Origin of the sequence: Oryzomonas rubra (assembly GCF_008369015.1) — a bacterium.
Classification (GTDB): domain Bacteria; phylum Desulfobacterota; class Desulfuromonadia; order Geobacterales; family Pseudopelobacteraceae; genus Oryzomonas; species Oryzomonas japonica.
On record NZ_SRSD01000004.1, the window covers coordinates 297,975 to 324,577 of the forward strand.

Annotated in this window: 22 protein-coding genes; 10 read left to right on the forward strand and 12 right to left on the reverse strand. The window is 63.7% G+C overall.

The window, feature by feature from the left end; all coding sequences use genetic code 11:
• Window positions 1–5 precede the first annotated feature (5 nt).
• Window positions 6–290, reverse strand: a complete 285-nt coding sequence (locus tag ET418_RS08630; RefSeq protein WP_149307188.1) for a hypothetical protein — start codon at window positions 288–290, stop codon at window positions 6–8.
• The gene (locus ET418_RS08635) at window positions 277–1,680 is read right to left on the reverse strand and encodes an FAD-binding oxidoreductase (RefSeq protein WP_149307189.1); all 1,404 of its coding nucleotides are present in this window, start codon (window positions 1,678–1,680) and stop codon (window positions 277–279) included. The genes ET418_RS08630 and ET418_RS08635 overlap by 14 nt, the downstream gene beginning before the upstream one ends.
• 161 nt (window positions 1,681–1,841) lie before the next feature.
• On the opposite strand from ET418_RS08635, the gene ET418_RS08640 reads away from it, so the two are divergent.
• The gene (locus tag ET418_RS08640; RefSeq protein WP_149307190.1) at window positions 1,842–3,275 is read left to right on the forward strand and encodes a hypothetical protein; all 1,434 of its coding nucleotides are present in this window, start codon (window positions 1,842–1,844) and stop codon (window positions 3,273–3,275) included.
• A gap of 95 nt (window positions 3,276–3,370) precedes the next feature.
• On the opposite strand, the gene ET418_RS08645 is transcribed toward ET418_RS08640, so the two are convergent.
• The 3 genes from ET418_RS08645 to ET418_RS08655 all read right to left on the reverse strand — a co-directional run bounded on the left by ET418_RS08645 (window position 3,371) and on the right by ET418_RS08655 (window position 8,625).
• On the reverse strand, window positions 3,371–4,210 hold the full coding sequence (locus ET418_RS08645) for a LysM peptidoglycan-binding domain-containing protein (protein ID WP_188055431.1): 840 nt from the start codon (window positions 4,208–4,210) through the stop codon (window positions 3,371–3,373).
• Window position 4,211: 1 nt separating this feature from the next.
• A complete protein-coding gene (locus tag ET418_RS08650) occupies window positions 4,212–7,181 on the reverse strand; it encodes a tetratricopeptide repeat protein (RefSeq protein ID WP_246152998.1) in 2,970 nt (989 codons plus the stop codon).
• A 223-nt stretch (window positions 7,182–7,404) separates the two neighbouring features.
• A complete protein-coding gene (locus ET418_RS08655) occupies window positions 7,405–8,625 on the reverse strand; it encodes an ammonium transporter (RefSeq protein ID WP_149307193.1) in 1,221 nt (406 codons plus the stop codon).
• 235 nt (window positions 8,626–8,860) lie between these two features.
• Between ET418_RS08655 and uvrC the strand changes: the two genes are divergently transcribed.
• Together uvrC and miaA are read left to right on the forward strand one after the other, a co-directional pair.
• Window positions 8,861–10,711 (forward strand): excinuclease ABC subunit UvrC, encoded by a 1,851-nt coding sequence (gene uvrC / locus ET418_RS08660; RefSeq protein WP_149307194.1) that lies wholly within the window; start codon window positions 8,861–8,863, stop codon window positions 10,709–10,711.
• 133 nt (window positions 10,712–10,844) lie between these two features.
• Window positions 10,845–11,771, forward strand: coding sequence for a tRNA (adenosine(37)-N6)-dimethylallyltransferase MiaA (miaA, locus tag ET418_RS08665; protein WP_149307195.1), 927 nt, complete (start codon window positions 10,845–10,847; stop codon window positions 11,769–11,771).
• A gap of 99 nt (window positions 11,772–11,870) precedes the next feature.
• Here miaA and ndk read toward each other — a convergent pair whose 3' ends face one another.
• Window positions 11,871–12,284, reverse strand: a complete 414-nt coding sequence (ndk, locus tag ET418_RS08670; RefSeq protein WP_149307196.1) for a nucleoside-diphosphate kinase — start codon at window positions 12,282–12,284, stop codon at window positions 11,871–11,873.
• A 182-nt stretch (window positions 12,285–12,466) separates the two neighbouring features.
• On the opposite strand from ndk, the gene htpX reads away from it, so the two are divergent.
• The 7 genes from htpX to ET418_RS08705 all read left to right on the forward strand — a co-directional run bounded on the left by htpX (window position 12,467) and on the right by ET418_RS08705 (window position 18,882).
• On the forward strand, window positions 12,467–13,324 hold the full coding sequence (gene htpX, locus ET418_RS08675) for a zinc metalloprotease HtpX (RefSeq protein ID WP_149307197.1): 858 nt from the start codon (window positions 12,467–12,469) through the stop codon (window positions 13,322–13,324).
• Window positions 13,321–14,679: a 16S rRNA (cytosine(967)-C(5))-methyltransferase RsmB gene (rsmB, locus tag ET418_RS08680; RefSeq protein WP_338045079.1), complete on the forward strand. Its 1,359-nt coding sequence runs from the start codon at window positions 13,321–13,323 to the stop codon at window positions 14,677–14,679. The genes htpX and rsmB overlap by 4 nt, the downstream gene beginning before the upstream one ends.
• Before the next feature lie 50 nt (window positions 14,680–14,729).
• Window positions 14,730–15,395, forward strand: coding sequence for a ribulose-phosphate 3-epimerase (gene rpe, locus ET418_RS08685; protein WP_149307198.1), 666 nt, complete (start codon window positions 14,730–14,732; stop codon window positions 15,393–15,395).
• 50 nt (window positions 15,396–15,445) lie between these two features.
• Window positions 15,446–15,958, forward strand: a complete 513-nt coding sequence (locus ET418_RS08690; protein ID WP_149307199.1) for an NUDIX hydrolase — start codon at window positions 15,446–15,448, stop codon at window positions 15,956–15,958.
• A gap of 10 nt (window positions 15,959–15,968) precedes the next feature.
• Entirely contained in the window at window positions 15,969–16,895 is a 927-nt protein-coding gene (locus tag ET418_RS08695) for a diguanylate cyclase (protein WP_149307200.1), read from the forward strand.
• A gap of 104 nt (window positions 16,896–16,999) precedes the next feature.
• A complete protein-coding gene (locus ET418_RS08700; RefSeq protein WP_149307201.1) occupies window positions 17,000–17,212 on the forward strand; it encodes a hypothetical protein in 213 nt (70 codons plus the stop codon).
• A gap of 221 nt (window positions 17,213–17,433) precedes the next feature.
• The gene (locus tag ET418_RS08705; protein ID WP_188055434.1) at window positions 17,434–18,882 is read left to right on the forward strand and encodes a transglutaminase-like domain-containing protein; all 1,449 of its coding nucleotides are present in this window, start codon (window positions 17,434–17,436) and stop codon (window positions 18,880–18,882) included.
• A gap of 208 nt (window positions 18,883–19,090) precedes the next feature.
• Here ET418_RS08705 and ET418_RS08710 read toward each other — a convergent pair whose 3' ends face one another.
• From ET418_RS08710 to ET418_RS08735, 6 genes are read right to left on the reverse strand one after another with little or no spacing between them, the layout of a single operon-like run.
• Entirely contained in the window at window positions 19,091–20,611 is a 1,521-nt protein-coding gene (locus tag ET418_RS08710; RefSeq protein WP_149307203.1) for a hydrogenase large subunit, read from the reverse strand.
• The gene (locus ET418_RS08715; RefSeq protein ID WP_149307270.1) at window positions 20,608–22,041 is read right to left on the reverse strand and encodes a proton-conducting transporter transmembrane domain-containing protein; all 1,434 of its coding nucleotides are present in this window, start codon (window positions 22,039–22,041) and stop codon (window positions 20,608–20,610) included. Before ET418_RS08715 ends, ET418_RS08710 begins: the two co-directional genes overlap by 4 nt.
• 5 nt (window positions 22,042–22,046) lie before the next feature.
• On the reverse strand, window positions 22,047–22,691 hold the full coding sequence (locus ET418_RS08720) for a hydrogenase (protein ID WP_149307204.1): 645 nt from the start codon (window positions 22,689–22,691) through the stop codon (window positions 22,047–22,049).
• 4 nt (window positions 22,692–22,695) lie between these two features.
• Window positions 22,696–23,604 carry a respiratory chain complex I subunit 1 family protein gene (locus ET418_RS08725; RefSeq protein ID WP_149307205.1) on the reverse strand — a complete coding sequence of 303 codons (909 nt, stop codon included), beginning with the start codon at window positions 23,602–23,604 and terminating at the stop codon, window positions 22,696–22,698.
• A 57-nt stretch (window positions 23,605–23,661) separates the two neighbouring features.
• Entirely contained in the window at window positions 23,662–24,189 is a 528-nt protein-coding gene (locus ET418_RS08730; protein WP_149307206.1) for a thermonuclease family protein, read from the reverse strand.
• Window positions 24,190–24,194: 5 nt separating this feature from the next.
• Window positions 24,195–26,567, reverse strand: a complete 2,373-nt coding sequence (locus ET418_RS08735; protein ID WP_149307207.1) for a peptidase U32 family protein — start codon at window positions 26,565–26,567, stop codon at window positions 24,195–24,197.
• Between the last annotated feature and the right edge of the window lie 36 nt (window positions 26,568–26,603).

Genomic DNA, 26,603 nt, shown 5'->3' on the forward strand with positions numbered 1-26,603 from the left:
ATCAATCACTTCTCCCGAGGCGGGTCTGAAGGGGGATTTTTCTGACCGCCGTGGGCCTTCTGCTCCGCCTCCAGATCCTGCCAATGTTTTTGCCAATCCTTCTTGCGGACCTTCATCAGGATGAAAACGCCGGGGATGATGACGACCCCCCAGAGGATGCTGGTCTCCACGCCGTTGACGATGCCGTAGACGAGCGATGCCACCCCCATGAGGAGCAGCATGGTCTCCAGCGACAGGATCCGCCCGACGAGCGAGACCTCCTGGCGTCCCTTACCGCTATCCTGCTGCATGCGTCCCCTCCCCCCCGGGAAACATCTTGCCCGGATTCAGGATGTTGTTCGGATCGAGGGCGTGCTTGACGGCCTTCATGGCCCCGATCTGGTCCGGTGACAGCTCCAGCTCGATATAGGGTGCCTTGGAAAGCCCCACGCCGTGCTCACCCGACATGGTCCCCCCCAGATTCAGGGCGGCCTGGAAGATCTCCTTCACCGCCCCCTCGGCCCGCTCCGGCATGCCGGGAATCTGCTTGTCGATCATGACGTTGACGTGGATGTTGCCGTCCCCGGCATGGCCGAAATTGACGATGGGCACGTCGTACTTCTGCTGGATGGCCTCGATCCGCCTGATCACATCCGGGACCTTGCTGCGGGGCACGACGATGTCCTCGTTGGTCTTGTCGGGATTGATGTCCCGCAGGGACGGCGACACCAGACGGCGTACCTTCCAGAGCTGCTCCGACTCGGCGGCGTTCTCGGCGGCGCGGAACTGGACCAACCCCAGCGGCTTGATGATCGCGTGGATCTGCCCGGCCTGTTTCTCGATCAGATCGCGATCCCCGTCCACTTCGATCAGCAGCACGGCACGCCCTTCGGGGGGGATGCCCAGGTTGAAACGGCGCTCGACGCATTGCAGGGTGGCGTAATCCATGAACTCCAGGGTGGTGGGGATGATCTTGCCGCCGATGATGGCCGAAACCGCCTTGGCCGCCCCATCGATGGAGTCGAAGATGGTCAGCATCGTCTTCTTGGCGTCGGGATAAGGGAGCAGCTTGAAGATGATGCGGGTGATGATCCCCAGGGTCCCTTCACTGCCGCACAGGAGCTTGGTCAGATCATACCCGACCACCCCCTTGTAGGTCTCGCCGCCGGTGCGGATGATGGCGCCGCTCGGCAGGACCACCTCCAGCCCCATGACGAAATCCTTGGTGCAGCCGTACTTCACGGCCCGGGGTCCGCCGGCGTTCTCGGCCACGTTCCCCCCCAGGGTGGAGAACTTGAGGGAGGCCGGGTCGGGCGGGTAGAACAGGCCCAGCTTTTCCACCTCCTGCTGAAACAGTTCCGTGACGACTCCCGGCTCCACCTCGGCTATCAGGTTTTCGGTATCGATGCGCAGGATGCGGTTCATGCGGGTGGTGACCAGCACGATACCGCCCGCCTTGGGAAGCGCACCGCCCGAGAACCCGCTGCCGGCGCCGCGGGGGAACACCGGGAAGCCTTCGCGGTTGGCCAGCTTGAGCACGGCGGACACCTCCTGGGCATTCGCCGGGTGGACAACGGCAGAAGGAAGGAACTCCATCTGGGTGGCATCGTAGGAGTAGCAGAGCATATCTTGTTTTTCGGTCAGGACGTTGTCAGCCCCGACTATGGCGGCGAGTTCGCCGAGAATCCGTGAATCGAGCATCGGCATACCTTTCGAGTTAGTTTCCATCCGGGGTCTACGATACATGATTACCCCGGTCCGGCGCAAGGCACATTTGCGGCGCTACGGCCAACAATCATGTTGATTACGCATAGTTCATGCCGTAGAATGGATTCTATTTACCGTTATTGGAGGAAACCTACGTGACCGACCTGCTGCTGATAACCGATGTACCGCGCCTCAGGAAGATCTTCAACCGGCTCGCGGACGACAAGGGCATCACGCTGCGTACGGCATCCAGCCTTGAAAAAGGGGTCGAGGAGCTGATCGCCAGGAAACCGGCCATGGTCTTTGTCCAGACCCATCTCTCCGGGCTTTCCGCCGACATCCTGCTGATGCACCTCAAAAAACAGCTCGGCAGGAAGCGCAGCCGCTTCGTGCTGCTCTGCACCCCCACCCAGGTCAGCCCCGAAACCATCAAGCTCTACCAGGGGCATATCGATACCTCGCTGGACGAAAAGGCGCTGTTGGACGCTATCCGAAGCACGATCGCCACCCCCGCCCGGAAAGGCCAAAACAGCCTGGAAGCGGCCCTGACGGTGGAGGACATCGTTTCAACCACGGCCGCAGCACAACCGCCCCCACCCCCGGAACCGGCAGCCGCCGAACCGGAACAGGAACCGGCCGTTGCGCCGGTCACTCGGGACATCCTGGCCATCGCCGCACCACTGACCGCCCCCCCCGAACCGTCACTGGAGGATCAGGGCATCACCTATGCCCCCCGCTCACGGGTCACGGTCTACTCGGAGTTTACCAGTTCCTTCGACAGCGCCGTGGAGAGCATGCAGGAGCAGGAGCCGCCCGTGGAACCGGTGCGGCAACAGTTCTCCGGATGGGATGTGGAACAGCTGGAGACCATCGAACCGGAAAAGAAGCTCTCCAAGCGCTCCTCCTTCCTGCTCTGGCTGGCGCCGGTCCTGATCGCCGCCGTGGTCGTTACGGTGATCCAGAACCGCAAGCCGGAGGAGCAGAAACAGGTCGCGATCATCACCGAACCGCCGGTGCAGCAGGCGAAGCCGGCCCCCCAAACGGCCGCCCCTGCACGGCCCCCGGTTGCCGCCGTACCGAAGCCGGCCGCTGCGCCCGCCCCCCCGGTTGCCGCCGCGCCTCCCACGGCGGGTGGCGGGGCCACGCCCCAATTGAGCGACAAGGCCATCCTGTCCGACATCGCCGGGAACCGCGGCCCCAAGGAGCAGTCCGCCCCGGCCCGGGCAGGCGCGCGCCCCAGCAAGTTGCCGGACTTCATCCCCCGCTACGGCGCGGACAAGACCTTTGGTGCCGCCAATCCGGGCTGGGAACGCTACAAAGGGCAGGTTACCGAGTTCAAGGTGTTCCGGGAAAAGGAGACTATCAAGGCCATTCAGGTGATCGACCGGGGCGGGCAGGGGGTCCCCGAATCTTTCATGAAGGGGGTGCTCCACCAGGTGGTTAAGAAACCTGCCTTTGTCCTCGAAGCGACCGAGAAAAAGGATGGCTACGAGATCCAGCGCGGCCGCATAGCCGACAATCTCAAGGTGGTCTATTACCGGGACGAACGTGGGGGCCGCTTGCGCGCCTTCGTCATGACGTGGCAGTAATATACGTTTGAATTAGTACATTGGGCTGGGATCAAAAAAACCGCCGCCGGCAAGGGAGCCGACGGCGGTTTTGTATTGTTCCATGAGTGACGCTGCTACTGGCTGGAGAGCTTCAGATAACACTCCGCCTTGTAGAGGCTGGCATCGGCCGCCAGGGGTGAGTCGGGGTTCTTTGCCAGGAAGCGGTCGAACAGTTCCAGGGCCCCGCGAAAGTCGTCCTGGCGGTAGGCCTTGACCGCTTGGGCAAACAGCTTCTGACCGGCGTCCTCGCCCGTTGCCGCCGGGACAGATGCCGCCGGGGCGTTTGTGATAACCCGCTCCTCGCCAACCGGCTGTTTGGCCTTCTGCCGCCCTTCCACACCACGCTTACGCGCCTCGGGCGCGGCCTTTTTCCGTACCTCAGCCTTCTTCTCCCGGCCGCTGTCCAACCGTTTCAGGTCGCTGGGGGAAAGCTCCATGGAGTGGTCGCCAGGGGCCTTGCCGGTTGCCGACTGTTGCTTGCGCTTGGCAGGCACTGCGGCGGACGGGGGCTGAACAGCGCGCGGCGCCTTTTTCCCGGCATGCCGGACGCTCTTTTTCCGGGCCGCGGGGACCGGCTGTGCCCCGGAAGGCTCTGCAGCTGCCGCCTGCCCCGCGCTCACCGGGACCCTGAGGGTCGAACCGGCGTAGATGAGGTTCGGGTTTTTCACATCGTTGAAGAGCAGTATCTGGGGATAGTAGGAACCATGGCCGCTGAACCTGCGGGAAATGCCGGAGAGCGTATCCCCCTTCTCCACCGGCACCTCGCGGACCAGGATGCCGTCCTTTCCCTGCCCCTGTTCCTCCGGGCCAACCGGCTTGGGCGTATAGAGGTACTGCTGTTCACCCCACGCCGGTACGACGGCAAGTGAAAAAATCAGCGCTGCTGCGGCAGTTCTCCAGGGGCGTCGCGCCATATCAGTACCTGTTCCCAAGTTGATCTTCATAGGTCATGATGTTCTTGACCTGAATATTCGTGCCGACCCCGATGCCGTGCTTGACCCTGAACGAGACCTTGATGGCCTTCTTCTCTCCGGCGCCCAGTTCCTTGAACTTCCAGAGGATATTCCCGTTAGCGGCGGAACTGTTGGCGGGATCGGCGCCGACCAGTTCAAGCTGCTCGGGCCAGCTGCTCTGGAGTTCCACGATCCGGGCCAGATTGGAGCCGCCATTGGTGATGACCAGGTCGAAGGACGCCACCTCTCCCGGCTTGAGCCGGCCGTCCCGGGCTGCGATAGCCAGCTTCAGCACCGGACGCGAGTAGAACAGGCGGGCGGAGGCCACGGCCGGGCGGGCCGCATCCCCTTCGGGGGTGAAGGTGAGTTGCACGCTGTCTTCCGTCCCGTCGCCGATGCTCCGCGGGGTCTTGACCTCCACAATGATGGCGGCCTCTTCCTTGGGCGCCAGCGGGCCGATCTCGGTGATGGCCGGTTCGTTCGCCTGGCGGATGCCGTCGCGGTTGATGTCGTGGTAGATGACCATGTCCGGGGCCGACTTCAGATTCGAGGTAATCCGGTATTTCTCGCTCACGTTGCCGGTATTGGCCACCACGAACGGAATCGTCGTGGTCTGGCCCGGGATGACCACCAGCCGCTCGGAAGCGGTGTGGACCTTGATGCCGTGCTGCGGATCGACGGAGGCCAGATTGGAGACGAACACCGCCGTGGTCTGGAGCGGGTTGTTCACCAACTCGGCACGGGTGATCAATTCCTGACCGGCCAGGGAATCGTCCTTCAAACGGAAGGCGACGCTGAACTCCCTGCTTTCCCCGGACTTGATCTGCAGCCCGTCGGTGACCATCACGGACTTCATCCCCTGTTTGAATCCGGTGGCGGAATAATCGAGCGGCTCAAGCTGCGGGGGATAGTTCAGATTGAGAGTGACGTCCTTGGCGGCCATGGTCCCGATGTTGAGGACGACGATACGGTAGACGACCTGTCCGCCCGGCAGGAGGTGCGTCTTGTCGGCCTTCAGCACGGCCCGCAGAAGCGGGGCCGAGGCGGTCATGGCGACCTCGCGCGACTGGCTCGCCTCGGCCATGAGGGTAGAGGCTGCCTTGACGGGATGCGTGATCTTCAAGCCGTCGATACTGGCGGCGGGGATCTCGAAACTCACCACACCCCGGAACACCTCGCCCGGAGCCAGTTTCGGCGTTTCCCTGATACCCTTTTCGGGGGCGCCGGCTGCGGCGAACTCGGCCTTGAATTCAGCCGGGAAGGCCGATTCCAGCACAAAGGAATCGCTGCCGTTGCCCCGGTTGATGACCTCGAACGGTATACTGGCCCGGTGAGCTACCTCGTATGCCTTGGGTTGGGCCAAGAGGTTGAATTCGAAACCGACGTACTGCCCCACTTCAAATTTCAGGACCTGCGCGTTTTCCTGGCGCTCAACCGCAGCAGCCTGGGGCGGCAGAGCGACCGCGACCCCCAAACCTTTCAGCTTGGCCGCTGCCGTGACGGCCGCGCTGCTGCCGGGATAGGTCTCGATGATTGATTTGTACTGGGCTATGGCCTTTTCACGCAGCAGCGCCTTTTCGGCACGTGCCTTTTCCTCTGCCTGGCGAGTCTGGGTTTGGCGCTGCTCTTCCGCTCTGGCCGCCGCCTGCTGCTGCGCCGCACCCGCCTCGGCAGCGGCCCGCTCTTCCCCGGCCTTCTTCACCGCCAACCGTTCACGCTCGGCCTGTACCGCCGCCTGACGCTGCTGGGCAGCCTGCTCGGCGGTTTTGCTCTCTTCCTCGGCCTTGAGAATCGCCTGGCGTTTCTGCTCGGCCTTTTCACGGGCAAGGCGCATTATTTCAGCCTGTTCGGCTACCTGTTTTTCCTGGACAGCCTGTGCCTGAACATTCTTTTCCTGCGCCAGTTTTTCCTCTTCGGCCTTTTCGATCGCCATGCGTTCCTGGTCGGCCTTCTGCTTCGCAAGACGTTCCATCCCGGCCTGCTGTTTGGCAAGCTCGGCCTTGGCAGCCTGTTCCTTGGCCAAACGTTCCTGCTCGGCCTTCTCGGCTACCAGGCGTTCCTGTTCGACCTTCAGCTTGGCGAGACGTTCCTGTTCAGCCTGCTGCTTGGCAATCTCGGCCTTGGCAGCCTGCTCTTTTGCCAGCCGCTCCTGCTCCGCCTTCTCGGCGGTCAGGCGCTCCTGCTCGGCCTTCAGCTTGGCGAGACGTTGCTGTTCTGCCTGCTGCTTGGCAAGCTCGGCCTTGGCAGCCTGTTCTTTTGCCAGCCGCTCCTGCTCCACCTTCTCGGCGGCCTGGCGTTCCTGATCCGCCTGCTGTTTGGCGAGACGTTCCTGTTCTGCCTGCTGCTTGGCAAGCCCGGCCTTGGCGGCCTGCTCTTGTGCCAGCCGCTCCTGCTCCGCCTTCTCGGCGGCCTGGCGTTCCTGATCCGCCTGCTGTTTGGCGATGCGTTCCTTTTCAGTCTGCTGCTTGGCAAGCTCGGCCTTGGCGGCCTGCACTTGCGCCGGTTGTTCCTGCTCGGCCTGCTGTCGGACCGGCGGGGCAACTACCGGCTTCACCTGCGGTGCCTGGGCCTGTTTTGCAGGCGCCTCGCCGGCCGCTATCGTTTCACCCTTGTCATAGCGGGCCGTCAAGGCCAGGAGCTCATCCTCCACGGTCGCCCTGAGGGGGTTATCGGGATATTCCTTAGCGAACCGGGACATGTTGCGGGCGGCGTCCTGAAGATTGCCGTTCTTGTAGTAGGAGCGGGAGAGCCAGAATATGGCCATGTCACGCAGGGGAGAGTCGGGGTACTTTTGCAGCACCTCGTTCATCCTCTTGATGGCGGCGGGGTAGTTTTTCTGCTGGTAGGCGTTGAAGCCCGACATGAAGATCTGGGAGTCTTCAGTTTCCTGACAGAATCCGGGAGGGACAATGAGCGTTGAAATTATTGCCACTACGAGGAAAAACCGAAACAGAATATTGCGGCAAAATTTCATTGAAATCACGGCAAGTAACCTCTTCTTGGCCAGGACGCGGCGCTAAGGCGCACGGAGAGCTGCGAAATGTCAGGTAAAATGCTTTTTAGATAGCATCTCTCCGTGGCCTTGTCAACGAAAGAAAAGGTTATTTCCATGTGTTAGACGGCCCCGTGCGGGAAAGCCGAGCGCGTTCCGGCGATCACCGGACATGGTCCTCCGGGTAGGCGCCGATACTATGGATGGACAGGTCGGCCCCGGCATACTCCTGTTCCTGACTGAGGCGGATACCCACGGTCTTGCCGAGGATGCCGTAGACCACAAAGCCGCTGACCAGGGCAAAGACGATGGCCGAAAGGCTGCCGGCAAGCTGGGAGACAAAGGTCACCCCACCCATGCCGCCCAAGGCCTTTTGCCCGAAGATGCCGGCGGCGATGCCGCCCCACGAGCCGATCACGCCGTGCAGCGGCCAGACCCCCAGGACGTCGTCGATCTTCAGTACCTCCTGCTCGTAGTGAAAACCGTACACAAAGATGACCGAAGCGACACATCCCACCACAAAGGCAGCCAGGGGGTGCATGATGTCGCTGCCGGCACAGACGGCGATCAGGCCGGCCAGGGCGCCGTTGTGCACGAAGCCGGGGTCGTTTTTGCCCGCCACCAGGGCCGCCAGCACGCCGCCCACCATGGCCATCAGGGAATTGACCGCCACCAGGCCGGAGATCTTCTCCAGGTTGCCGGCGCTCATGACGTTGAAGCCGAACCACCCCACCGCCAGTATCCAGGAGCCCAGAGCCAGAAAGGGAATATTGCTGATCGGCAGCGGATGGGACTTGCCCTGAATGTAACGCCCCATGCGCGGCCCGAGAACGAGTACGGCAGGCAGGGCGATCCAGCCCCCGATGGAGTGCACCACCACCGATCCGGCGTAATCATGGAACTCGGCACCGCCGATGCCCTTAAAAATCCCTTGCAGCAGGGAACTGTTTTTGCCCCAGATGAGCGATTCGAACAGCGGGTAGGAAAGCCCGGCGAAGACCGCGCCGGCGAAGACCTGGGGCCAGAACTTGGCCCGTTCGGCAATGCCGCCGGAGATGATGGCCGGGATGCAGGCGGCGAAACAGAGCAAAAAGAAGTAATGCACCAGGTCGTACCCCTGGGTCTTGCCCAGCAACTCTTCGGCCGGTTTCAGAAAGGAGATGCCGTAGGCGATCGGAAAACCGATCACGAAATAGACGATCGTGGAAACCGACCAGTCGGTGAGAATCTTGACAAAGGCGTTGACCTGGTTCTTTTTGCGCACCGAGCCCACCTCAAGGAAGGCAAACCCGGCATGCATGGCAAAGACCATCACCGCCCCCAACATCAGAAAAAGTACATCGCCGCTACTCTTCAAGCCAGTCACCGTTGACATGGTCTCCATGCTCGACTACCCCCATTGGTATTCGTGAAATATGCCCGCCGTTGGGCAAACTGTGTGGCGCATGCAAAATAGCGACCATGCCGTTTCACATCGTAACATGCTGTAATAATTGTACTCGCCTACACACACCCCCTCACCAAATGCCTATTTAATAGGCTGTATGCATAATATTTATGCATACAGTTCGTCAAACGAGGGGCTTTTCATTCCGGGCATAAGCCGGTACTATTGCCGCATGAGCCTTGAGGACAAAATACGGCAGCTGCCCACCTCGCCCGGCGTGTACCTGATGCGCGACGGGAAGGGTGTGATCATCTATATCGGCAAGGCCCGCAACCTGCGCCAACGGGTGCGCACCTATTTCGGCGCAACCGGCGACGGTCGCTACCACGTCAGGTTTCTGGTGGCCAAGGTAGCCGACATCGAGGTGATGCTCACCGACACCGAGAAAGAGGCGCTGCTCCTGGAGAACACCCTCATCAAGCAGCACCACCCCCGCTACAACCTGGACCTGAAGGACGACAAGACCTACTTCTCCCTGCGCCTCGACCCGCGGGAGGAATTCCCCCGCTTCAGTATCGTGCGCAAGGTGCCCCGCGACGGCGCCCGCTATTTCGGCCCCTATGCATCGGCCTCGTCGGCGCGGGAGGTGCTGCGCCAGATCACCCGCATGTTTCCGCTGCGCCATTACCCGCTCAAGACCTGCATGGCCCGCAAGCGCCCCTGCCTCTATCATCAGATCGGCCAGTGCAGCGCCCCCTGCCACGGCTTGATCTCCGTGGCCGACTATGCCGCCCTCGTGGAGGGGGCCGCCCTGTTCCTGGAGGGGAAGGGCAAACAGCTGGTGGCGGAATTCAAGCGGCGCATGGCCGAGGCCGCCGAGGCGCTGCGTTACGAGGAGGCGGCCCGCTGGCGCAACCTGTTGCGCTCCATCGAGGTCACCGTGGAAAAGCAGAAGGTGGTCGTACGGGGGGGCGGGGACAGCGACGTGGTGGGGTATTTCCGCGACGGGACCCGGCTGGAGGTGGCGCTCCTGTTCATCCGGGGCGGGCTGCTGAGCGGCAGTCGCCTGTTCAGCCTGACCTGGGAGTTGGACGATGCCGAGGGTTTATCCTCGTTCCTGCACCAGTTCTATGGCGGCGAAACGTTCATCCCCGAAGAGATCCTGCTGCCGCTGGCGATCGAGGAGGCCGGGACGCTGGCCGAACTGCTGGGTGAGACCAAGGGGAAAAAGGTCGCCATCGCCTATCCCCAGCGGGGCCTCAAACGGGAGTTGGTGGAACTGGCCGGCAAGAATGCCGCGGCCGCCCTGCGCGAACGGGACGAGGCCGCCGCGTCGGCCGAGGCGGTGCTGGAGGAGTTGCGGCAACGCCTGCACCTGGCGCGCCTCCCCCACCGGATCGAGTGTTACGACATCTCCACCATCCAGGGACGCCACTCCGTGGGGAGCGGCGTCGCCTTCACCGACGCCAGGCCGGACAAGGCCCATTACCGCCGCTACCGCATCCGCGACGTGCTGGGGCAGGACGATTTCGCCATGCTGGCCGAGGTCTTTTCCCGCCGCTTCCGCGAAGAGAAGGTGGCAGAGGCGGGGCTCCCGGACCTGGTGGTGGTGGATGGCGGCATCGGCCAGTTGAACGCGGCCCAGGAGATCGTCGCCGGCCTGGGGCTGACCGGGCGCTTCGACCTGGTATCCCTGGCCAAGAGCCGCACCGCCCGGGACGCGGAATCGGCCACCATCAGCAAGAGCGACGAGCGGGTCTTCCTGCCGGGACGCAAAAACCCGGTGGTGCTGCGCCAGAACTCGGCTCCGCTGCTGCTCCTGGCGGCCATCCGCGACGAGGCGCACCGCTTTGCCATCGGCTACCACCGTACCCTGCGCGGCAAGGAGGGGCTCGCCTCGGGCGTCGAACAGATCCCCGGCATCGGCGCCAAGCGGCGCACCGCCCTGCTCAAGCAGTTCGGCAGCATGCAGCGGCTCAAGGAGGCGAGCGTGGCGGAGATCGCCGCGGTGGCGGGGATGAACCCCACCATCGCCGCAACGGTATTCGCCGGGCTGCACGGGGAGGACCCACCCAATGACTGACGCCCCTTTTCCCGGCAACCTTTCGAAAAACCCAGGTTGTTCAAAAATAGCCGGATCGTCGCACCCGCAGAATGCCCCGAGGAGGCGTAGCAGCGCTACGCCGCACGAAAGGGCGTTCGAGGATGAAGGCCTGATGGCTGTTTTTCAACAACCTCCCTTCAACCTCCTCACCATCCTCGGCCCCACCGCCTCGGGCAAGACCCGCCTGGCCGTGGCCCTGGCGGGGGAAATGAATGGCGAGATCATCTCGGCCGATTCGCGCCAGGTATTCCGCGGCATGGATATCGGCTCCGGCAAGGACCTGCACGAGTACGGCGCGATCCCCTGCCACCTGATCGACATCCTGGATGCCGGCGAGGAGTTCAGCGTCTTCGCCTTCCAGCGCCTCTTTATCGAGGCGTTCGAGTCGATCACGGCCCGCGGCCGCCTGCCGCTTTTGTGCGGCGGCACCGGCATGTACCTGGACGCGGCCCTGCGCGGCTACCGGTTGGTGGAGGTGCCCGAGGACCCGGCTCTGCGAACGGAACTGGGCACCAGAAGCGATGCCGAACTGGCGGCCATGCTGCGGGAACTGCGGCCGGAGCAGCACAACAGCACCGACCTGGCGGACCGGCAGCGCACCATCCGCGCCATCGAGATCGCCCGCCACGAGCAGAACCGGCCAACCGAAACGGAGCCGTTTCCCCCTGTCCGCCCCCTGGTGATCGGCATCCGCTGGGAGCGGTCCGAATTGCGGCGAAGGATTACGGAACGCCTGCGACAGAGGCTGGACAACGGCATGATCGAGGAGGTGCAAGGACTCCACAACCAGGGGATCACCTGGGAGCGGCTCAGCTACTACGGGTTGGAATACCGCTTCGTGGGCGCCTTTCTGCGAGGAGAACTGACGCGAAACGACCTGTTCCAGAAACTGAACAGCGCCATCCACGACTTTGCCAAGCGCCAGGAAACCTGGTTCCGCAGGATGGAGAAGAACGGGGTGACCATCCACTGGGTGGACGGGGCGGGCGACCCGCTGGCCGAGGCGCGGCGGATCGTCGGGGAGAGGCGTGAATGGTGAATCGTGAAGGTCTGTGTTTTTATTCACCATTCACGATTCACAAAAAGAAAAGGCCCTCCAAACGAAGGGCCTTTTCCGGTCGATCTCAGAAAAAAGGTATTACACCAGCTCGAATGCGTTGAAAAAGTAGGGGATCTCGAAGGCGGCCGTTTCGGGGGCATCGGAACCGTGGGCCGAGTTTTCCTCGATGTTGATGGCGAAATCCTTGCGGATGGTGCCCGCCTCGGCGTTGGCCGGGTTGGTGGCGCCCATCAGGGTGCGCCAATCGGCGATGGCGTTGTCCTTCTCCAGGCAGAGCACGATCACCGGGCTGCGGGACATGAAGGCGCACAGGTCGTTGAAGAAGGGGCGTTCTTTGTGCACGTAGTAGAAACCTTCGGCCTGCTCCCTGGTCATCTTGATCTTCTTCATGCCGCGAATGGCGAAGCCGTTGGCCTCGATCCTGTCCAGAATCTTTCCGGCCAGCTTGCGCTCGACGGCGTCCGGCTTGATGATGGCGAATGTACGTTCCATTGTTTCCTCCAATAGTCTCAAAATGTGATCGAGTTAAATAGCATCGCCACGACCCACTTGTCAAGTTTATTTAGCCGGTTAGGCCCTCAACGCCCGCCCTCCCCTTGCGCTTTTCGGCGGCAATGTTTATGATGATGGGGACAGATCTGTTCTGCTTATTTTGAACGTTGCGAGGTACTCTGATGAATATGCTGAAGACAACACTGCTCATGGGACTCCTGACCGTCCTCCTGGTGACCATCGGGGCCGCCATTGGTGGCAGGGGGGGCATGACCATGGCCTTTCTGCTGGCCGCCGGCATGAACTTCTTTTCCTACTGGTTCTCGGACAAGGTAGTCCTCTCCATGTACGGCGCCCGCCAGATCGAGGAGGCGGGTGACCCGCGCTTTTACGGGATCGTGCGCCGCCTGGCCCAGCGGGCCAACCTGCCCATGCCCAAGGTGTACCTGATCGATTCCGAAACCCCCAACGCCTTTGCCACCGGCCGTAATCCGGAGCACGCCGCCGTGGCTGCAACCACCGGCATCATGCGCATCCTGGGGGACGATGAACTGGCCGGGGTCATGGCCCATGAACTGGCCCACGTCAAGAACAGGGACATCCTCATCTCCACCATTGCCGCCACCTTTGCCGGGGCGATCACCTACCTGGCCCACATGGCCCAATGGGCCGCCATCTTCGGCGGCGGCCGGCGCGACGACGACGAGGGGGGCGGCGGCGTCTTCGGCATGATCCTCATGGCCATCCTGGCCCCCATCGCCGCCATGCTGGTGCAGATGGCCATCTCCCGGTCGCGGGAATTCGGCGCCGATGCCGGCGGGGCCAGCATCTCCGGCAATCCGCTCTCCCTGGCCAACGCCTTGCAAAAACTGGAGATGGCCAACCAGCGCATCCCCATGGAGGCCAATACGGCCACGGCCCACATGTTCATCGTCAACCCCCTGACCGGCGGCGGCCTGACGACCCTCTTCTCCACCCATCCCCCCATCCCTGAGCGGGTGGCGCGCCTGCAGGACATGTCGCGGACGCACAGCTATTGAGCGCCTTGGCCCCCAGCACCGCCAACCCCCGCCAAGCCGCCTGCCAGGTCCTGCTCCGCATTGCCAAGGAGGGGGGCTTCGCCGACCGGCTCATCGACCACGAACTGGAGAAGGGACACCTGATCGGCCCGGACCGGGGACTGTTCCCGGAACTGGTCTTCGGCGTACTCCGCCGCCGGGGCAGCCTCGACCACATCCTGGCGCAACTCGTGGACAAACCCCTTGATACGCTCCAGCCCCAGGCCCTGACGATCCTGCGCCTGGGGCTGTACCAACTGGCCTACCTGGACCGGATTCCCGAATCAGCCGCCGTCAACGAGTCGGTCAACCTGGCCAGGGAGACGGTGCCCCGCGCCGGCGGCCTGATCAACGCCGTGCTGCGCAATTACCTGCGCCGCAAGGACGGCCTCACCTTTCCCGATCCCGCCGCCAACCCGGCCGCCTCCATCGCCGCCCGTCACTCCCAGCCGGAATGGCTCGTGGCCCAGTGGCTGGGCCAGCTCGACTTCCCGGAAGCGGAGGCCCTGGCCGAGGCGTCGTCCCGGCAACCGCCCCTGACCCTGCGCGCCAACACCCTGCGGACGACACGGGACGAGTTGCTGCGCCTTTTCACCGAGAGCGGCGTGTCCGCCGTCCCCTGTTGCCACTCCCCCCACGGCATCCAGGTGGAGGGGCGGCACCAGATCCCCACCCTGCCCGGCTACCGGGAGGGCCTGTTCTGCGTGCAGGACGAAGCATCCCAGATGGTCGCCCTGTTCCTGGCCCCGCAGCCGGGGGAGCGGGTGCTGGACTGCTGCGCCGCGCCGGGCGGCAAGGCGACCCACCTGGCGCAGTTGCTGGCAAACCGCGGTGAACTGCTGGCCACGGACATCTCCCGTACCAAGCTTCCGGTGATCCGGGAGGCGGCCCAGCGGCTCGGCATCGACTGCCTCGCCGTCGCCACCGTTGACCTGCACCGCCCCGAGACCTTTCCCACCGGGGGCTTCGACCGGGTTCTCCTGGACGCTCCCTGTTCCGGCCTGGGGGTCATCCGCCGCAATCCCGAGGCAAAGTGGCGGCTCACGCCGGACGATATTCAGCGCCTGGCCGCCGCCCAGAAAGCCATGTGCGCCAATGCCGCGACCATGGTGAAAAACGGCGGTATTCTCGTCTATTCCACCTGTTCCACCTCCCGGGAGGAGAACGAACAGGTGGTGCAGGATTTCCTTTCGCGCCACCCCGATTATGTGCTAGAAGACCTGAACGGACTTTTCCCGGACCATCGGGAGCTGTTCACGGCCGAGGGGATGTTCCGCGCCTGGCCCCACCGCCACAACATGGACGGTTTCTTCGCGGCACGGCTGCGCAAGTTATAACCATTGAAATGCAATCTGCCACGGCAAAATATTTCTGAGGTCTCAAACACATGAAAAAAATCGCCCCTTCGATCCTCTCGGCCGACTTTTCCCGTCTCGGCGATGAAATCCGCGCCCTGGAGGCCGCCGGCGCCGATTACATCCATATCGACGTCATGGACGGCCACTTTGTCCCCAACATCACCATCGGCCCGTTGATCGTGGAGGCGGCCCGCCGGGTGACCAGCCTGCCGCTGGACGTGCACCTGATGATCGAAAACCCCGACCGCTACATCCCGGACTTTGCCGCCGCCGGTGCCGACATCATCGTGGTGCACGCCGAGGCGGTCCACCACCTGCACCGCACCGTGCAGTTGATCCGGTCCCTGGGCAAGAGGGCCGGTGTATCCCTCAACCCGGCTACACCCCTCAACGCCCTGGAGTACGTGCTTGGCGACCTGGACCTGGTGTTGTTGATGACCGTCAACCCCGGCTTCGGCGGCCAGAGCTTCATCGAGGCGTGCCTGCCCAAGATTCAGGCCCTGCGCGCCATGCTCGACCGGCGCGGCGGCGAGGCGGAGTTGGAGGTGGACGGCGGCGTCAAGACCTCCAATATCGCCCGCATCGCCCATGCCGGCGCGGATGTCTTCGTGGCCGGCAGCGCCGTGTTCGGCAGCCCGGACTACGCCGCCACCATCGCTGAGATGAAGCGCCTGGCCAGGGAGACGCTGCTCTGAACCTGCCGGAGCGCGTCCGCGCAACCCTGGCGGCTCGCAGCCGCAGGACCATGGAGGCGGGACCGGTACCCGCCGCGGTGCTGCTGCCGCTCTTCCTGCGCAACAACGACTACCACCTGCTCTTCACCAAACGGACCGGCCATCTGTTGCACCACGGCGGGGAGATCTCCTTTCCCGGCGGCGCCCTCAACCCGGAGGAGGAGCCGGAGCAGGGCGCCCTGCGCGAAACCTGGGAGGAGGTCGGCATCCATCCCTCCCACGTGGAGATCCTGGGGGCCTTGGACGATTTCTACTCCATCCACCACTATTTGGTTACCCCTCTCGTGGGGGTCATCCCGGGAGACTACCCCTACGCCATCAATCCGGACGAGATCGACCGCCTCATCGAAGCGCCGGTTGCCCATTTCCTCGACCCTACGGTCCTGCGCATGGAGCCGCGCCAGTGGCAGGGGGAGTCCCTCATGCTGCGCCACTACGACTTTCGCGGGGACGACATCTGGGGCTTGACCGCGGCCATTCTGGCCCAGTTTTTAGAAATTGTGTTTGATGGTAAATTGGAGTAAATATACCCGCATGTCCAACAGCGTTTTGATCATAGACGATTCGGATACCGTTCGCGAACGGATCATCCACACGCTGGAGTCGTATGAGCTGTTCTCCCGCTACCACGAGGCGGACGATGGCTTGGAGGGCTTCAAAAAGCTGCTCTCGTCCCCGGTGGATGTCATTCTCTGCGACCTGGAGATGCCCCGCATCGATGGTTTCAAATTCTTGAATATGATCAAGGCGCGCCCCGACCTGCAGGATGTGCCGGTCATCATCCTGACCGGGATGAACGATCGTGAATTGAAGCTCAAGGGGCTCGAACAGGGTGCCAGCGACTACATCACCAAGCCTTTCGACCCCGAGGAACTGGTGGCGCGGGTCAAGGTCCATCTCAAGATCAAGCACCTGCAGGACGACCTCAAACGGACCAACGAGCTCCTCCTGGAACTGTCCAACACCGACCACCTGACCGGTCTCTTCAACCGCCGCTACCTGATGGAAGCCCTTGAGAAGGAGTTCCAGCGCAGCCTCCGCAAGGGTGGCAATCTCTCCCTGATCATCCTCGACATCGACCACTTCAAAAAGGTCAACGACACCTACGGCCACCTGCAGGGCGATATCGTACTGAACAAGGTGGCGCTCCAACTCCAGAAAGAGCTCCGCAGCTACGACATCGCCGCACGCTACGGCGGCGAGGAGTTCGTCGCCCTCCTGCCGGACGCCATGCTCAAGGAGGCCCTGTTCGTTGCCGAGCGGGTTCGCCAGGCGGTCCAGGGGACAAAGTTCAACGGGGCGCTCTCTTCCCTGGCGATCACCGTCAGCATGGGGATCGCCACGCTGCCGACCCCCGAAGGCGCAACGGTCGACAACTTCATCAAGATGGCCGACGACGCCCTCTACCGGGCCAAGGCCAACGGCAGAAACCGGGTGGAATACCTCACCAACACCCTCTGAACAGGCTTTATTCGTGTCCAGTGCGCTCAGGTCACCGGCAGGGCACACCAACCACTGCGGCACCCGGGCAGCAGACCCTACACGATCAAGAAGGAGAGCGGGACATGGATCTGACCATCGACGAACAACGGCTGATTGCCGAATACCGCAGATTGACCGCCACGGGCAGGGACGACCTGCTGGCCTACGCATCGTCGTTGGTGCGCCAAGCCGGGACCGAAAAGAGCAGCGATAACGACACCGCGACGAATCAGTGCCGGCTGAAGCGTGCCGAGCCACATCCGGAAGCGGAGAAAACACCCTTTTTTACCGAATAGCATCCGGGCGGCCAGACATACGCCGGCCGCGGGGCACAACGCCGGAATGCGGAAAAGTATCCACTTTTTTGAACGACCCGCCGATCTGCTGTAACCGAATGCCAATTTCTTCCGTCTTTCCTGCATTCCCTGCGGCGAACATGCAGCCATCACCCGTGGCGCAGCATCGGCAGCCCCAACAGCACCATCTGCCCCACCCCTTCTCGAAAAAAGGAGCATTCATGAAAATAGCCCTCCGTGTACTCATTGCCCTGGCCTTCACCCTGACCGCCGTATTCCCTGCCGCGGCCGCCCCGTTCAAAAAACTGGACAAACCGCCGCTTTCGGAACGCTGGTTCGGGATCTATGTGGACAACGAGCGGGTCGGTTTCTATCGCCAGGTGATCTCCGAGGCCCCCGATGGCTACCGGATCGAGGGTGACGGCAGTGTGCGCATGAAGGTCATGGGCTTTTCCAAGGAATCGTCGATGCGCGAGACCTATCTGGTAGGCAAAGGCCTCGCCCTGCGCTCCTTCGAGGTGGAGCAGGCCATCAACGGCAGCGCCTCGCGCATCTCCGGCAAGGTTGCGAGCAACATCATGCGCATCACCAGCGTGGCCAATGGCAAGAAAACGGAAAAACAGCTCAAATACAAGGGCGAGGTCTATCCCGGACCAGTGCTCAACCTCTATCCCCTGATGCGCGACCCCTCTCCCGGCAAATCCTTCACCACCCTGACCTTTGATCCCGAGGAGGTCAAGGTCAAGGAGGTCAAAATCAGCGTCCTGGGGCAGGAGAAGACGCCCGACTCCCAGCCGGCCCTCAAGTTGCGCAACAACCTGTACCCCTTCGTCAACAACGATATCTGGGTGGACGACCAGGGGAACACCCTTCTGGAATCGGTGCGGGAGGGGCTGGTGATCACCAGGGCCGAGGAGCCCACGCAGCTCGGCTCGTTTGTGGGAGGGCTGGCCCTGGCCAAGAAGGATCTGATCTACGATTTCAGCCTGGTGCGTGCCGAACCGCCCATCAAGGATTCCAAGAAGCTGACCGGCCTCAGTGTGGAAATCAGCGGCTGGAACGACAATCTGCCGCTTCGGCAGGATGGCGGCCAGACGGTCGAGAAGAGCGGCGAGGGCAGGATCGCCATCAAAACCGGGGGGGCCGTTCCGGAAACGGCGGCCCAGGGCAAACCGGCGACTCCACAGGATAGCTACCTGAAACCGGCCGAGAAGATCGAATCCGATGCGCCGGAGATCGCGGCCAAGGCCAAGGAGCTTGCAACCGGCAAGAAGGAACCGCTGGAGATCGCCAGGACCCTGGCCTCATGGACCTCCGACTGGCTGCATGACACGGTGGAAGACGGGGGGGGCGCACTTGCCAGCTTCAAATCCCGCAACGGCAATTGCCAGACCCATGCCCGCCTCTACACGGCCCTGGCCCGGGCGGCCGGCATCCCGACCCGTTTCGTGTCGGGGCTGATCTACCTGGACGGCAAGGGCTTCCTCTACCACAGTTGGGCCGAAAGCCTGCTGAACGGGCGCTGGGTGGCCATCGATCCGACCTATGACCAAGTGCCGGCCGATCCGACCCACCTGAAGTTCTTGGAAGGTCACCTACCGGAGGATATGGCGCCGATCATCACCATCATCGGCAGGATTCACATCAAGGTGCTGGAAGCCAAGTATTAGCACCTGTCGCGGCGTGCCGAGGGGAGATGCAAGGGGCCGGGGCACCGGGATTGCCCAGCTGGGCGAGCCGTTGGCGTCGCCCCTACGGAACCCGTGAAAAAAACGGCAGGCAGCGCCCCGGATATGTCCGTAGGGGCGATCCCGACGGGTCGCCCGTTTTTTGATCTGCCGCATCCTCATCTTTTTAACACGCGCTCCCAACCCGTGATCACAGATCAAAGCCGCTGTAGGAGAGATTGAAGCTCTTGTTGCAGACGGGAAAATCGGATATCTGCCCGCCACGCAGCGCCATGGCCAAGCCGCTCCAGTTGTGGAACGAGGGGTCCGTGACCTTGTAGCGCAGGAATTTTCCCGCCCCATCGGTAATGGCCACGTGACAGACCTCGCCACGCCATCCCTCGACCAGCGCCACGGCCAGGCGCCCCTTCCCCACCTTTCCGCAGACCGCCATGCTGTCACCGCCCGGCAGCGAACCGAGCCGGTCAAGGCTGAACTCCATCGAAACCTGGGACTCCTTCCAGCGCACCAGGGCCCGGGCCAGGACATCTCCCTCCGGTTCTACGCACACGGGCGGATGAAACGACCGGTAGAGGCCGAATGGGTGGTCGTGGCGCACGTCCCGCACGATGCCGCAGGCCCGTGCCGCCGGTCCGACCAGCCCGAGGGCCAGGGCATCGTCGCTACCGACCCGGCCGGTCTTTTCAAACCGCGCCATGACCGAGGGTGAGTCCCACAGCAGCTCCACCGCCCCGCCGTAGTCCCGTCTCGCCTCCTCCAGACGTCGCGCCAGCTCGGCCGCCTGGCCCGGCTCGCAACCGAAGTACGTACCGCCCGGCCGCACCAGCCCCCGCCCGAAGCGACTGCCGCACAACAGGGCGGTCATGTTGAGAAAATCCCCCCTGATCCTGCCGCAGAAGGACATGGTCGGCAGAAAGCCCACATCCCCGGCCAGCGCCCCCATGTCGCCGCAATGGTTGGCCAAGCGCTCCAGTTCCAGGGCAACGGCCCGGATGGCCTCGGCCTGGGGAGGCGGCGCCATGCCGGCCAGCCCTTCCCGGATCATGGCATAGGCCGTGGCATGGCCGATGGTGGTGTCACCGGCAATGGTCTCCATCTGGGCCATGGAGGCGGCCTGGGGGCCATTGACCAGCGCCCGTTCGATGCCCCGGTGCTGATATCCCAGGGCGATCTCCAGGTGGAATACCGTCTCGCCGTGGCACTGGAAACGGAAATGCCCCGGCTCGATGATGCCGGCATGCACCGGTCCCACGGCAACCTCGTGGACCTCCTCCCCGCCGACGCGGTAGAAGTCCCCAACGCCGGGCGGGATCGGCTCGTCCTTTCCCCGTCCCCAGGCATCCCGGGCCCGGTCGAGCGACCGTTGGTAACGCACCGGCTTGAACCAGGGGTGGTCGTCCACCGGGATGCCGCACTGTTCGGCGATCTCCCGTTCGAACAGATGCGCTTCGGGGCAGACCGGGGTTATGCTGGGCAGGCGCCCTTCCACCCACGAGCGGAAGACACCCAGGCGCCCCAGGCTCCCCGCCAGGATGCACCACAGGTCAACCCCCTCCCGTTCAGGCACGCCGAAGTAGGAGGCGATGCGCCATCCCATGCCGGTAAGATCCACGATCCCCTGGAGAAAGACCTCCAGCGCCGTCTCCGGCACATCCTTCACCGGGATGCTCTCACCGTTTGCCAGGATATTCAGCATGCTGTCGTTGCTCATCGGGCCACCTCCAGGAGCGCCGCAGCGGCGTTCACCAGCCGGTACAGCGGCTGCGGCAGCCAGACCCCCACCACGCCCAGGATCGTCAGCAGCGCCAGGGGCGGGCCGACCAGCAGGGGTGCATCATGGTATTTCGTCCGCTCCCGGTTCTTGGGAGGTTCGCCGAAGACCACCGGCAGCACGGTCATGGCCATGCCCAGGAAGGCCACCATCAGCAGCACCGCCAGCAGGCCCCCCACCAGCGGGTGCCCTTGCGTGAATGCGGCGACAAAGAAGGAGTATTCGCTGGAGAAGATAAGAAAGGGGGGCGAACCGGTCATGGCGAGAAACCCGGCCAGGAACAGGGCGCCGCTCCATGGGGCGCGCCTGAGGGCTCCGCGGGCGCTGTCCCGGCTCTTGGAGGCAAAGGCCCGGTGGATATTGCCGGCCGCCAGAAAGAGGACCCCCTTGGCCAGGCCGTTGCCGATCAGGTGCAGCATGGCGCCGTAGAGCGCTTTGCCCCCCAGGCCCAGCGCCACGGCGAACAGCCCCATGTGTTCGACGCTGGAATAGGCCAGCATGCGCTTGAAGTCGGTCTGGTGCACCAGAAAGGCGGCAGCCGTGAAGAGCGACAGGAGCCCGATCCCCAGCAGCGCGGCGCGGTAAAAATGCACATCACCCGAGGCCATGCAGATCTGGTAGATGCGGATCAGCCCGATAAAACCGCAGTTGGCCAGGCCTCCGGCCAGCATGGCCCCCACCAGCCCCGGCGCCTCGCCGTAGGCATCCGGTTTCCAGGTGTGCAGCGGCGCCAGCCCCATCTTGGTCCCATACCCCACCAGCAGGAAGACAAAGGCCGCATTGAGCCATCCGGCCGGCAGGCGGGGCGCATACCCCTGGAGCGGTTCCAGCAGGAGCGACGGCGGGAGTCCGGCCACCACCGTGGAATAGGCCAGGAAGAAGATGCCCAGAAGCGCCAGGGCGATGCCGACCGAGCAGATCAGCATGTACTTCCAGGTCGCCTCGATGGAGCGGGCGTTGCGGTTGAAGTAGACCAGAGGGGCCATGGAGAGGGTGGTGGTCTCGATGGCCAGCCACAAAAGCCCCATGTGGTGGACCCCCGCCGCCAGGGACATGGCGGCGAGGCAGACCTGCATCCCCATGCAGAGCACCCGGTTGTTCCGTTCCCGGCGGTAGTGCAGGTAACTGACCGAATAGAAGGCGCAGGCCGCGAACAAGGCCGACACCTCAAGCAGGAACAGCAGGCCTATGGCGTCCAGATCGATCCATTCGTTGCGGGACTGGAGCGGCGGGGCGGCGACGATGGCCACGACGAGGGCCAGGTGCAGGCAGGCCGTCACCGGCATCACCCAAGGGCGCTTCACGTTGGAGGGGATCAGCCAGGCGATCAGGGCTCCCGCCACCGGGATGAGGACCAGGAGGGTAAACAGCGCCATTACTCTTCCTCCCGCAGGGCGGTCATGCGGCTGGTGTCGATGGATGAGAATTCACGGCCGATCTGGTTGATGATGATCCCCATGACGAAGATGCCGGCGATCAGGTCCAGGAGCGCCCCCGCCTCCACCATCAGCGGCATGGCTTCCGTCAGGAGCAGGCCGAAGATGAAGATGCCGTTCTCCAGCATCAGGTAGCCGATGACCTGGTTGATGGCCTTGCGGCGGCTGGCAAGGGCGATGAACCCGGCCAGAATGGTGGCCAACGCCGCCGGCACGGTCAACAGCTCCTGATGGTGGGGGGCCAATGGGAGCCGTGCGGCGAAGACGAACGCCATCACGGTGGCCACGGCGCCGGCGATGACATTGCCGGCATAACCGAGAAACGGTGGCAGGTCCTCGCTGAATTCGATCTTGCTGAGAGCGCCGAAGAGCAGCCAGGGGATGCAGACCCCCTTTGCCAGCACCACAAACAGAGTGATCAACAGGATATGCCCCTGCACCGGGTGGATCAGGAGCGGCATCATCCCTAGGACGACCCCCTGGAGGGCAATGGCGCGGATGGCGACGCGGGCCCGGTGGGTCCCCAGGATAAGGATGTTGATCAGCAGCACCAGCACCAGTAATTGGTCGGCAAAGGAACTCATAACCTCACCTTACTACCAGGACCATGGCAAAAGCCGCCATGACGCAGGCCGCCAGGAGCATCTGGGGCACGCGGGTCAGCCGGAGGCGGGCCATGCAGGATTCCACCACGCCGATGGCAACCGCCAGAAGGATCATGGAGATCACGAAGACGAGCCAGTCCAGGTACGGATCGGCATTCCGCAACGGCAGGGCCACGTGAAGAAAAAGGGCGGAAAGGATCGAGAGCTTGAGCGCCGCACCATAGGTGATCATGCCGAAGGCGGGGCCGCTGTGGTCCAGCACCAGCACCTCGTGGATCATGGTCAGTTCCAGGTGGGTGGTGGGGTCGTCGAAGGGGATGCGGCAGTTCTCGGCCAGGAGGACCATGAACAGACCCGCCACTAAGAGGATCAGTGAGGCGCCGGAGGCCAGCCAGAGCGTGGTGGAGCTATGGGTCAGGATGCCGGCCAGGGAAAGCGAGCCGGACAGGCGCGACAGCACGAGGAGGGTGATCAGCACCACCGGCTCGGCCAAGCAGGAGAAGGTCACCTCGCGGGCGGCGCCCATCCCCTCGAAGCTGGAACCGGTGTCCAGGGCCGCGGCCGTGGTGAAGAAACGCCCCAGGGCCAGCAGGTACACGAACAGGATCATGTCGCCGTTGAACGAGAGGGGGGGAGCGTGGTTGCCGAGGGGAATAAACAGGGCGGCGGCCAGGGTTGCGGCCAGGGTCACTATCGGGCCGGCCCGGAACACCCAGGTGGTGGTGCGGCTGAAGACCGTGCCCTTGCGCAGCAGTCGGTAGAGGTCGTAATAGGGTTGGAGCAGCGGCGCACCGGTGCGACCCGCAAAGGCGGCCTTGGTGCGGTTGATCACCCCCGGCAGCAGGGGGGGGATGAGGATGATCAGTACGAGATGGATCAGGAGATCAATCACCCGAATGTGTTCCTCCCGTTGCGATGCTGGTGCCCTGTGCGGCCGGTCTTCAGGGTACTAACGGCGGCCGCGGCGCTTGCCGCCCCCCTCCTGGGCATGACGGAACTCCCAGGGCGGTTGCGGGTTGGCGTCCCGCCAGAGCCCTTTATGCCGGGCGCGGGCCAACTCCTCCACGCCGATATACTCCGAGGCGTACGGCCCCTGCAGATACTGGCGGTAGGCCCAGGCCATGCCTTCAGCCACCATGTCCCGGTTGATGTCACGGTCGGCATAGCGGATGACCGCCACCGTGCGGTGGTACTGGTCGATATCCATGACCTCCACGGAAACCTGGCGGCCCATGATCTTGTACATCAGGGTCCGCCGGGAGATCTCCCCGAAGGGTTGCCCGGGGCTGTCCGGCTTGGTGGTTTCAGGGGCATCGATGCCGTACAGGCGCACCTTGAGCCGGCTATCCTCCCGCGTGGCCAGCAACACCGTATCGCCATCGTAGACCGCCCGCACCATCCCGTCGATGATGCGGCCCGCATGGGCATCGGCACCGACCGACAGGAGCAGCGCAAGGACGATGAAAAACGTTTTCATCGAAATCACACCAGTTCCGCAGCGTAGTTGAACTCCGTCGTGCCGGGGATCTCGCGCCCCGCCTTGAAGGCCGCCAGAATCTCGTTCCAACTCTCCCGGGACGCCTGGCGCAGGTCGATCACATAGGAGCCGCACCCTGCCCGGCGCAGCTCGCCGTGACGGGCGGTCAGGGAATAGGGTGTGGCGGCGGAGATGGTTTGGAGGCCGTCCCGGCTGGTGACACTATACGCCTCTCCCCGGTCCGAGTGAAGCGGAATGTTGCTGTGCACGTCCTTGATGCGGATCTTGGTGGTCATGACCGGCAGCGGCGCATAGGCGATCACCCGCCGCTCCACGTCGATCCCTGCGGCCAGAAGCTCCGCCAGATTGGCGGCGTCGTCCTCGATATAGAGGGTGCAGGTCTCGGCCCCCAACTCCTGCCAGGCGGCCAGGGCCTGGCTGTTGAGGGAAAAACAGCGGTGCCAGGTGGAGATGCGCAGCTCCGCCAGCCCCTTGAACAGATGGAAGTGGGAGAGGTTCGCCGCCTCGAAGCGCCGGAATCCGGTCTGGTGCAACTGGCGCAGGGTATCGCGGTACAGGGGCATGTCCCGGTCGAAGATCATGAAGGGGAGTTGCCAGATCACGCGCTCCTCACAGCCGCGCATGCGGGGGATAACCCCGGGGAGCTGGTGGATGGCCGCCCGGGAGAGCGGCAGGATCGTGGCATCGGCGCCGTTTTGCAGCGGGAAACGCCACTCCTTGGGCTGGTCCATGACCACCGCCAGGGTTTCCTTGGGAGCGGCATGGGGAGAACCGGCGCGAAACGCCGCCACATCACGCAGGGCCGCCGCCCGGGCCGCGGCGATCCGCTCCCGGAACCCGGTGGAAAGTGCCTCGTCCAGCTGCCGGTAGAACTGCCGCCGTAGCTCCTTGAAGGTGGCCGACGGTATCAGCACCGCCGGAAAGTCGGGGGCCTCCAGCGCTTCCAGAAGGAAGGGGGTCTCGCCGGTTCTGGCGAACTGCCCCTGGAGCACCGCCTGCATGTCGCCGCTGCGGGCCGGCTCCAACGGGCCGAGGGGGAATTGGAACGGGTACTGCACGCCGCCGACCTCGGCGTCGATGTGCATGACGCCGTCATGCAGGGCGACCCGCAACCGGCACGGCACCTTGTCCCGCTGCACCGACTCCAGCCGCCGCAAACAGGCATTTTCGCTCAGGGTGAAGGCCTCGCGGGAGGAGACCTTGTAGACCGCATCCCCGGCTGTGAAACGGAAAGGTGTTTCCACCTCCACCACGCTCCCCGCCTTGGCCTCCATCACCTTTTTGCGCCCCACGAACAACTCGCGCACGGTCCACGCCTGGCCGGCCATATCGCTCTTGGGCTGGGCCCGCAGCCGGTCCCCCACATACAGGGCGTCCCGGCTCTCGAAGGTCAGGCGGTTGCCCTTGACAGACTTGATCTGGCCGACGAAACGCCCGGTCCCCCCCTTCTGCCAGGGGTTGGCGATATCGTCCGGCTGCTGGGAGGCCAGAAAGCCCTTGGTCGGGGTGCGGCCGAAGGAGTATTTCAGGATCTCCTTGGCGGCGCCCAGCGCCTCCTTGCGGGACCGTTCCGGCGCATCCAGCACCAGGCGGTAGGCCTCCACCACGCTGGCCACGTACTCGGCCGATTTCATGCGTCCCTCGATCTTGAGGGATTTCACCCCGGCCCGGGCCAGTTCCGGCAGCATGTCGATGGCCGACAGGTCGCTGGTGGAAAAGTAATGCCCCTCTTTGCCGCGATGGTTGTACAGGCGGCGGCAGGGCTGGGCGCAGCGCCCCCGGTTGCCGCTGTGCCCCCCCAGGTAGGAGGAGAAGAAGCACTGCCCCGAGACGGAGAAGCAGAGGGCGCCATGGATAAAGGTCTCGATCTCCACCGGCGTGGCCGCGGCAATGGCCGCCACCTCGTCCAGGGCCAGTTCGCGGGCCAGTACCGCCCGCTGGAACCCCAGCTCCTCCAGCATCTTGACGCCGGCCGTGTTGTGGATGGTCAGCTGGGTCGAGGCGTGGAGCGGTATGGTGGGAAAGTGGCGACGGATCAGCCGGGCCACGGCCAGGTCCTGGAGGATCACCCCGTCCACCCGCATCCCTGCCAGGGCGGCCAGGGTATCCACCAACTGGGGCAGTTCCTTCTCATTCACCAGGGTGTTGAGGGTGATATAGATCCGCCGGCCGTGGCCATGGGCATAGGCCAGCATCCGTTCCATCTGCCCCAGGGTGAAGTTCTTGGCCCGGGCCCGGGCGGAAAAATCGCGCATGCCGGCATAGACCGCGTCGGCACCTTTTTCCATGGCGGCAAAGAAGGATTCCAGGGACCCGGCCGGGGCCAGGAGTTCAGGTTTTTGTGGTGAAATAGACATTTGGTTCCTTAGACCTGAGAGAATAGTTTACCACAA

Coding starts and splice junctions, on each gene's coding strand:
- rpe (WP_149307198.1), top strand. CDS start 14,730: ATGAAAAAAATCGCCCCTTCGATCCTCTCGGCCGACTTTTCCCGTCTC.
- ET418_RS08730 (WP_149307206.1), bottom strand. CDS start 24,189: ATGAAAACGTTTTTCATCGTCCTTGCGCTGCTCCTGTCGGTCGGTGCC.
- ET418_RS08690 (WP_149307199.1), top strand. CDS start 15,446: ATGGAGGCGGGACCGGTACCCGCCGCGGTGCTGCTGCCGCTCTTCCTG.
- uvrC (WP_149307194.1), top strand. CDS start 8,861: ATGAGCCTTGAGGACAAAATACGGCAGCTGCCCACCTCGCCCGGCGTG.
- htpX (WP_149307197.1), top strand. CDS start 12,467: ATGAATATGCTGAAGACAACACTGCTCATGGGACTCCTGACCGTCCTC.
- ET418_RS08700 (WP_149307201.1), top strand. CDS start 17,000: ATGGATCTGACCATCGACGAACAACGGCTGATTGCCGAATACCGCAGA.
- ET418_RS08735 (WP_149307207.1), bottom strand. CDS start 26,567: ATGTCTATTTCACCACAAAAACCTGAACTCCTGGCCCCGGCCGGGTCC.
- ET418_RS08645 (WP_188055431.1), bottom strand. CDS start 4,210: ATGGCGCGACGCCCCTGGAGAACTGCCGCAGCAGCGCTGATTTTTTCA.
- ET418_RS08720 (WP_149307204.1), bottom strand. CDS start 22,691: ATGAGTTCCTTTGCCGACCAATTACTGGTGCTGGTGCTGCTGATCAAC.
- miaA (WP_149307195.1), top strand. CDS start 10,845: ATGGCTGTTTTTCAACAACCTCCCTTCAACCTCCTCACCATCCTCGGC.
- ET418_RS08710 (WP_149307203.1), bottom strand. CDS start 20,611: ATGAGCAACGACAGCATGCTGAATATCCTGGCAAACGGTGAGAGCATC.
- ET418_RS08655 (WP_149307193.1), bottom strand. CDS start 8,625: ATGGAGACCATGTCAACGGTGACTGGCTTGAAGAGTAGCGGCGATGTA.
- ndk (WP_149307196.1), bottom strand. CDS start 12,284: ATGGAACGTACATTCGCCATCATCAAGCCGGACGCCGTCGAGCGCAAG.
- ET418_RS08635 (WP_149307189.1), bottom strand. CDS start 1,680: ATGCTCGATTCACGGATTCTCGGCGAACTCGCCGCCATAGTCGGGGCT.
- ET418_RS08630 (WP_149307188.1), bottom strand. CDS start 290: ATGCAGCAGGATAGCGGTAAGGGACGCCAGGAGGTCTCGCTCGTCGGG.
- ET418_RS08695 (WP_149307200.1), top strand. CDS start 15,969: ATGTCCAACAGCGTTTTGATCATAGACGATTCGGATACCGTTCGCGAA.
- ET418_RS08705 (WP_188055434.1), top strand. CDS start 17,434: ATGAAAATAGCCCTCCGTGTACTCATTGCCCTGGCCTTCACCCTGACC.